We start from the raw sequence: 7,714 nt of genomic DNA, 5'->3' as shown, positions 1-7,714 counted from the left end.
TAGCCGTTATTAAAGTCGGCGCTGCTACCGAAGTTGAGCTGAAGGATAAGAAGCTGCGCATCGAAGACGCTCTGAACGCTACCCGCGCCGCTGTAGCCGAAGGCATCGTAGCAGGCGGCGGCACCGCTCTGCTGCAGGTACAGGCTGCTCTTGGCAAGCTGAAAGTAACCGGCGATGAAAAAACCGGCGTGGATATCGTTAAACGCGCTATTGAAGAGCCTGTTCGTCAAATCGCTTACAACGCCGGCCTGGAAGGCGCAGTTATCGTCGATACCATTAAACGCAGCCGCAAGGGCGTGGGCTTCAACGCTTTGACTGAAAAATATGTGGATATGATCGCCGAAGGCATCGTTGACCCGACTAAAGTTACCAGAAGCGCTCTGCAAAACGCAGCCAGCATCGCAGCTATGGTACTGACCACCGAATCCATCGTAGCCGACAAACCGGCTAAGGAAGGTGCCGTACCGGCAATGCCTCCGATGGGCGGCGGCATGCCCGGCATGATGTAATAAGCGGCTTTAACTGAATATTACGCTTAACAAATCAAGCTCTCTGTTCCGTAGGGGACAGGGAGCTTTATTGGCGTTCTATTCTTTTCTTGACTATCGCGGCGATAAAGAATACAATGTTAGTATGTATTTAAGCGGGCGTGGATTGCCGCCTGCGTTGAAGGAGGAAAATGCACCATGAATAAAATTTTGAAATACGCTTTAGTAGGTTTAACGGCTCTTTGCGCCCTAGCTATCGTCGGCTGCGGCGGCGCTAAAGAAGAGAAAAAGGCGGACGCGGATAAGCCAGTTATTGTGGGCGTAAACCCCGGTCCTCACGCCGTAATTATGGAGAACGTGCAAAAAATCGCCGCGAAGAAGGGCTTGAAGATTGAAATTAAAGAGTTCAGCGATTTTGTAACGCCCAACTCCGCGCTGGCAGCCGGAGAAATCTGGGCCAACAGCTTCCAGCACGAGCCCTTCCTGAACGCTACGATGAAGAAGGAGCCTTCCTTCAAGCTGGCTAAAGCCTTCAACACCGCTTTGTTCCCCATCAATATTTATTCTAAAAAATTAAAGCCCGGCGACAGCATTCCCGACGGCGCTAAGATTGCGATTCCTAACGACCCGACCAACGGCGGCCGCAGCATTTTGCTTTTGGCTGCCAACGGTCTGCTCAAGGTAAAGAACCCCAAGGATATCACGACTACCGTTCATGATATTACCGAGAATCCTCACAACTTCCAAATTATCGAGCTGGAAGCCGCAGCTATTCCTCGTTCGCTGGACGACGTTACCTGCGCGGCTATCAACACTACCTATGCTTTGAACGCCGGTCTGAACCCGGCGACGGACCCCATAGTTAAGGAAACGGCCGATTCCCTGTATGTTAATATTGTGGCCGTCAAAGAAGAAACGCTGAAAGACCCGCGTCTGAAAATTTTCCAGGAAGCATATCAATCGCCTGAGAACGCTGAATTTATTAAGAAGCAATTCCCTGGCTCCGTATACCTTGGCTGGAAGGAATAAGCCATGGACTTTCAGAAGCACATCGATACTGTGTGGCCCACGCTGCACGCTTTAGCCGAGCCCGCCTTTCAGGAATTTAAAACGGCCGCTTATCTGGCAGATTATCTGCGGCAGCTGGGCTATGATGTAGAAGAAAATGTCGGCGGTACTACCGGCGTTGTCGCAGTTTACGATAGCGGCGCAGCGGGGCCGACGGTGGCTGTGCGCACGGATATGGACTGCCTGCTGTTTAAGCAGGACGACGGCAGCTTGAAAGCCGTTCACGCCTGCGGTCACGACGGGCACATGACCATCGCTTTGGGCGTAGCCAAGCTGCTGAAGGAGCAGGGGCTGCCCTGCGGCCGCGTAAAAATTTTATGCCAGCCGGCGGAGGAAATCGGTCGCGGCGCTCTGGCTTTGCTGGAGGCTGGCGCGTTGGACGACGCGCAGTACGCATTGGGCTATCATTTAATGCCTGAGGATTTGGCCCGCAGCGGACAGATTATCGCGCAGCTTAACTGGACGGCCTGCACCCTGATGGAGGGCGAAATCCGCGGGCTGGCGGCGCACGGCTCCCAACCGCATTTGGGCGTGAACGCTATTGATGTGGGCGCGGCTATTGTGGGCGCTGTCAATGCGCTGCATACTAATCCCTTGCTGTGCGGCAGCGTTAAGACGACGCGCTTTATGGGCGGCGCCGGTTCTCTCAACGCTATTTGCGATAAGGTGCAGATAGGCTTTGATTTGCGCAGCACCTCTAATGCGGAAATGCTGAAGCTGCGGCAAAAGGTTATGGAGCTGGTGGCAAATACGGCTAAGGTGTATGGCGCGGAGGCGTCCTGCCACATCGTTGGCACTTGCCCGGCGGCGGAGGCCGACCCCTCCTTGCAGGCGGTGACCTGCGATACGATTGTCAGGGAGCTGGGCGGCGAGGCCTTGATTCCGTCCATTTCGATTACAGTAGGCGAAGATTTTAATTTCTTCAAGGAGCAAAGGCCGTCGCTGAAAACCGCCAGCCTGGGCATCGGCTGCGATTTGACGCCCTGCCTGCACGATCCCGAAATGCGTTTTGACCACAGCGCTTTAGCTGGCGCAATTAAGGTTTTAGCGGCGCTGACTGTAAGAATTTTGCAGGAAAGACCGTAAAAAAGGAGCTGTTACTTTGGAAGCTGCGCCTACAGAAACTAAAGATACTTTGTGGAAGCTTTTTAAATCGACTTTTATCATCAGCGCTTTTACCATCGGCGGCGGCTTTGTGATTATCCCGCTGCTCAAGGCTAAATTCGTCGACGAATACCAGTGGCTGGACGATAAGGAGGCCTTGAATCTGGTGGCGATTGCGCAGTCCGCGCCGGGCGTGGTGGCGGTTAACGCGGCCATCAGCCTGGGCTACCGGATAGCGGGCTGGCGCGGAACCTTGACGGCGCTGCTGGCCACCGTGCTGCCGCCGCTGATTACGCTGAGCGTTATTTCTTACGCTTATGAAGCCTTCGCGCACAACGAATATATCCAGTTGCTGCTGAAGGGTATGCAGTGCGGCGCAACGGCGATTATTATCAATGTGGCTATCGACCTGCTGAAAAAAGAATGGAAGAAAAGGCTGGCGCTGCCGCTGGCGATTATCGCCGGTACTTTTGTAGCTAATTATTTCTTTAATGTTAATCTGATGTACGCCGTCGTTGTGGACGCCGTTATCGGCTTCTTCTGGCTGCGCGACGCAAAATATTCTTGAGGGGGCGGCAACGTGATTTATTGGGAACTTTTTTGGAGTTTTGTGCAGGTCGGCGCTTTCTGCGTGGGCGGCGGCTATGCGTCCATGCCGCTGATTCAGGCGCAGGTTATCGACGAGCACGGCTGGCTGACGATGCAGCAGTTTATCGATATCTTTACTATTTCGCAGATGACTCCGGGACCCATCGGCATCAACGCCGCTACCTTTGTCGGCACCAAGGTGGCTGGCATGCCGGGAGCCGTGGCAGCGACGGCGGGCTTTGTCTTTCCATCTGTCATCATTGTACTGCTGCTGGCGCGTTTGTTTTTTAAATACGGCGATATCGGCCCGGTGCGTGGCGTTTTAAACGGCCTGCGTCCGGCTGTGGTAGCACTGATTTGTTCTGCGGGCATGAGCTTTGTGCTGCTGTCCCTGTGGAATACGGAAACTCTGCCTAAGGATTTTACTAAAATCGATTTAGTGGGCTGCATTGTGCTGCCTATTTCTTTGTGGTGCATCCGCCATAAAATGAGCGTGATTAAATTGCTGTGCATGAGCGGGGCGCTGGGGCTTTTTTTAGGATTGGTTGGCATTCGTTAAATTTATTCAGGCTGGCGCAGGTCGCCGGCCTTTTTGTTTGCTATGAAGTAAACCGTTATTAAAACAAGGTTGACGTATTCCGCAATCTGCTATATAATATATTACAGTTAACTTGGCGTTAGGAAGCAGGTTAACTACTAAGGTTAGGGATGTGAAACAATGCAAAAAATTATCGCGCTGGCCGAAAAGGTTTTGGACGGTCAGGCTATTACTAAAGAAGAAGCAAATTATTTAATCAATGTCAGCGACGACGATACCATGGTGCTGTTATCCATGGCAGATAAAATCCGGCAGAAATTTGCCGGAGACGCAGTGGATTGCTGCGCCATCATTAACGGCCGCAGCGGTAAGTGCAGCGAAAACTGCAAATTCTGCGCGCAGTCGGCTCATTATTGCACTGGCGTTAAGGAATACGGGTTGCTTAGCGAGGAAGAAATTTTCAGCGCCGCACAAAAAGCTAAAGCGGCGGGCGCCGTGCGTTTTTCCGTCGTTACCAGCGGCCGCGGACAGAGCAAGAAGGACGACTTCGTCAATATCTGCCGCATTTTGGCGCGTATTAAAAAAGAATTGCAGATTGAAGTCTGCGCTTCTCTGGGCATTTTGACGCTGGAGCAGGCCAAGGCTTTGAGGGAAGCTGGCGTAACCCGGTATCATTCCAATTTGGAAACCGCAGGCAGCTACTTCCCCGATATCTGCACCACTCATACTTATGAAGATAAATTCGTGACCATTAAAAATGCTCAGGCCGCAGGTTTGCGCGTTTGCAGCGGCGGTATTTTCGGCTTGGGCGAAACCCGCGAGCAGCGCGTAGAGATGGCCTTTACTCTGAAGGAGCTGGGCATAGATTCCGTGCCGTTGAACTTGTTGACGCCGATTCCCGGCACGCCCTTTGAAACTAATAAGCCTTTGCCGCCTTTGGAAATTTTGCGCGCTTACGCCGTTTTCCGTTTTATTTTGCCTAAGGCGCAGATTCGTACTGCCGGAGGACGCGAGGTAAACCTGCGCGATTTGCAGGCTTTGGCGCTGAACGGCGGCGCCAGCGGCATTATGATCGGCGGCTATCTGACGACGGCTGGCCGCGGCACCGAACGAGATATCCAAATGCTCAAGGATTTGGGTCGTCCGCGTTCTTTGCCCGTTTTAAATTGACTTTAGTGGATAAATCCTACGCCTTAAAATCTTACAAATCTACAAAAAATGGGCTGCTACACTTTTTAGTGCAGGAGCCCATTTTTATATCATAACGCTAAAATTTGCGAGGGTAATTTACGTATTACTTCTTCATTTCCACATTTACTTCAAATAAACGCCGCCAGGGGAAGGTCAGCTTAAACTGACTGCCTTGGGTGACGTTATATTTTTGCGCTAAAGCGTTGCATTCTTTATTGATATAATTAAGTATCGGCTTTTCTGCCGTACCTAAATCATATTTTAAATCCTCGCGGCTGTGACGGGAAAGTTCGTTGGCAATATAGCTGCGGGCGTTGCTTTGATAGAACCAGTCGTCGATAATGCGCTGGCGCAGCAGTAAATTACGCTTTTGCTGTGGCATTGCCTGCGCCATTATTCCCTGGGCAATAGCGTAGCCTACAGCATTATCCGCAGTGTTCCACCCGTTGTAAGCAGATAGGCGTTCCAGCGTATCATTTTGCGCTAAAAGGCTCATAAAGCCGTTGTCCGCGCCGTTGGAATAGCTGACGTCCGCCAGCGATACCTGCTTACCTGCGTCTAATTGCTTGGCAATGGCTGCAGCAAAGTTCCTGTTGGCCGGAGAGGAGAAAAATTGATTATCTCCGGCAGTGGAATCTTTTACTATACCGTCCTGCGGCGTATTGAGCGCTAAAATTAAATCGGCGGCCTGGGGAGTAGGCGCTTGTCTGGCTCCGGCCGCTATGATTTGCTGGGGCACGGAATCCTGCAAACGGGCGTCGCTGTACTGGGGCAGGGTGGCGGACCCCGCTCCTGGGCTGTACAGCGGGTAGATAGTTGGCTGTACCGCACGAGCCTCGTTATAAGCGCGGACTAAGAGCAAAAGCCCCAGCTGGTCCACGCCGTCGATAATCTGAAAATCCTCCGGCTTCATGTCGAAGGTACTCAGGCTTAGCTGGCGCGCTTCCAGATGGGTGGCGGACAGGGGCGCGTTGTCGTCCTTGCCTATGGCCAGATAATGAAATTTGCCGTTGCGGGCCATGTGGGTCAGTTCCGTATTAATCTGCAAATTTTTCTGGCGGCGTTCCAGCCAGTCGCCCAGCTCGTCCTTGCGCAGGTTGCGCTCCAGCGCCTGCTTTTGCAGCTGTTCTGCCGGTGTCAGCTTGTTTTGCTCGCTTTTGTCCCATAACTGACTGTAAGCGAAAATGCTGGGACCAATGGCGCTGTAGTAGGGCGGTTCCACATTGCCCTGGCTGGCCCGCGGCGTGCGCATGATGGTGGAAAAGGCGTACAGCTTAATGGGCAGCATATTTTTCAGAGCATAGAGATGCTGCAAGCGCTGGTCAAGCTGTTCCTTGCTGATGCTGTGAGTGCGGCTGGCCACTAGGCCGCCGTACAGCAGGCTGTCTGTGCTGATGACGGCGGCGTCGGCCTTGGGCGCTTTGGTTTGCAGCCAGTTCCAGATGCCTTCCGGGTCGCCGCTGCGGTCGTTGGCGGCTATATATTTTTCCGGCGGCAGGATAATTTTGCAGCCTGCCGCTTCCATAGTCTGCTGCACATAGGCGGAGCAGACCGGGCGGTTATCCAGCGGAATGTAAAGCACCGTCAGCTGCTTGGCCTGCGCAGCCGCCGGGAGCAGGGCGGCTGCGGCGCAAAGGGCAGCCGCTATTTTTAACGGCAGTAATTTTCTGTGAAACATATTACTTACGCTTCTTTCTTTATAAGTGCAATAAAATTCTTCGCGTTCTTCAAAAAGCTGTAACATATATTATACACGAAAAACAATCTTTTTGCCAGCGCTCCCTTGACAAGCGTTTTGGGTGTGCTATAATTAGCACGTAAGTAAAAATTATAAAGGTAATGCGAAGGACCTGCCATCGTCCTAATCCTCACAGAAAATGCTGCCGCGGCTGAGAGCAGCAGGGTAATACGATGAGCGCACCGCCTTCAAACTGACTGCGGAAAGCTGCGGCAAGTATGCCAGTCCGTATTACCGGCGTTAACGGTACCGAGTGGGCCTGTGTCCTTACATGGGTCAATGAGGGTGGAACCGCGGAGCAACTCCGTCCCTTTGGTGAGGGATGGGGTTTATTTTTTTGCCCTTCCTCACATTGTTCAAATACATTTTAGGAGGAAACACTATGTCTGAAGAAAACAAATTTAGCTTTGAAAACGAAGCCTACCGCAAAACCTATTGGCATACCTGCTCCCATGTGCTGGCGCAGGCTATGAAACGCTTGCATCCCGATGTCAAGCTGGCTATCGGCCCCAGCATCGACAACGGCTTTTATTATGATTTCGATACTCCCGCGCCCTTTACTCCCGAAGATTTGGCAGAGCTGGAAGCGGAAATGCGCAAAATCTGCAAGGAAAAGCTGAAGCTGGAACGCTTTGAGCTGCCCCGTGAAGAGGCAATCAAGCTGATGGAAGAAAAGAACGAGCCCTATAAGGTAGAGCTGATTAACGATTTGCCGCAGGACGCCGTTATCAGCTTCTATAAGCAAGGTGAATTTACCGATTTGTGCGCAGGCCCACATGTGGATTCTACCGGACGCATTAAGGGCAACGCTATTAAGCTGACCTCCGCTACCGGCGCTTACTGGCGCGGCGATTCCAAGCGCAAAATGCTGCAGCGCATTTACGGCGTCGCTTTCCCGAAGAAGGAGGAGCTGGACGCTTACCTGGAGCAGCAGGCCGAAGCCTTGAAGCGCGACCACAACAAGCTGGGCCGCGAGCTGGAGTATTTCACCACCGTGGA

7 protein-coding genes and 1 pseudogene are annotated in these 7,714 nt (G+C 52.5%); 7 read left to right on the top strand and 1 reads right to left on the bottom strand.

Going from position 1 to position 7,714, the window contains the following annotated elements; translation table 11 throughout:
- The 6 genes from QZ105_RS09820 to bioB form a co-directional block, all read left to right on the top strand.
- Positions 1-509, top strand: a 509-nt coding sequence (locus QZ105_RS09820) for a TCP-1/cpn60 chaperonin family protein (protein WP_293729742.1), incomplete at its 5' end; no start/stop codon positions are given.
- A gap of 177 nt (positions 510-686) precedes the next feature.
- Complete coding sequence (locus QZ105_RS09815) at positions 687-1,517, top strand: MetQ/NlpA family ABC transporter substrate-binding protein (RefSeq protein WP_293729741.1); 831 nt, start codon at positions 687-689, stop codon at positions 1,515-1,517.
- A 3-nt stretch (positions 1,518-1,520) separates the two neighbouring features.
- Positions 1,521-2,642 (top strand): amidohydrolase, encoded by a 1,122-nt coding sequence (locus QZ105_RS09810; RefSeq protein WP_293729740.1) that lies wholly within the window; start codon positions 1,521-1,523, stop codon positions 2,640-2,642.
- Between the two features lie 16 nt (positions 2,643-2,658).
- Complete coding sequence (locus QZ105_RS09805) at positions 2,659-3,228, top strand: chromate transporter (protein WP_293729739.1); 570 nt, start codon at positions 2,659-2,661, stop codon at positions 3,226-3,228.
- Positions 3,229-3,240: 12 nt separating this feature from the next.
- Positions 3,241-3,807 carry a chromate transporter gene (locus QZ105_RS09800; protein WP_293729738.1) on the top strand — a complete coding sequence of 189 codons (567 nt, stop codon included), beginning with the start codon at positions 3,241-3,243 and terminating at the stop codon, positions 3,805-3,807.
- Positions 3,808-3,966: 159 nt separating this feature from the next.
- Positions 3,967-4,956 carry a biotin synthase BioB gene (gene bioB / locus QZ105_RS09795; RefSeq protein WP_293729737.1) on the top strand — a complete coding sequence of 330 codons (990 nt, stop codon included), beginning with the start codon at positions 3,967-3,969 and terminating at the stop codon, positions 4,954-4,956.
- Positions 4,957-5,080: 124 nt separating this feature from the next.
- Here the strand turns inward: bioB and QZ105_RS09790 are convergent, their stop codons facing one another.
- On the bottom strand, positions 5,081-6,655 hold the full coding sequence (locus QZ105_RS09790) for a DUF4127 family protein (RefSeq protein WP_293729736.1): 1,575 nt from the start codon (positions 6,653-6,655) through the stop codon (positions 5,081-5,083).
- A 442-nt stretch (positions 6,656-7,097) separates the two neighbouring features.
- Between QZ105_RS09790 and QZ105_RS09785 the strand changes: the two are divergent.
- Positions 7,098-7,714, top strand: a pseudogene (locus tag QZ105_RS09785) (threonine--tRNA ligase); the annotation flags it as partial.

This window comes from uncultured Phascolarctobacterium sp. (assembly GCF_905212365.1).
Classification (GTDB): Bacteria; Bacillota; Negativicutes; order Acidaminococcales; family Acidaminococcaceae; genus Phascolarctobacterium_A.
Note: the sequence above shows the minus strand (reverse complement) of the source record. Positions and strands in the feature narration are given on the sequence as shown.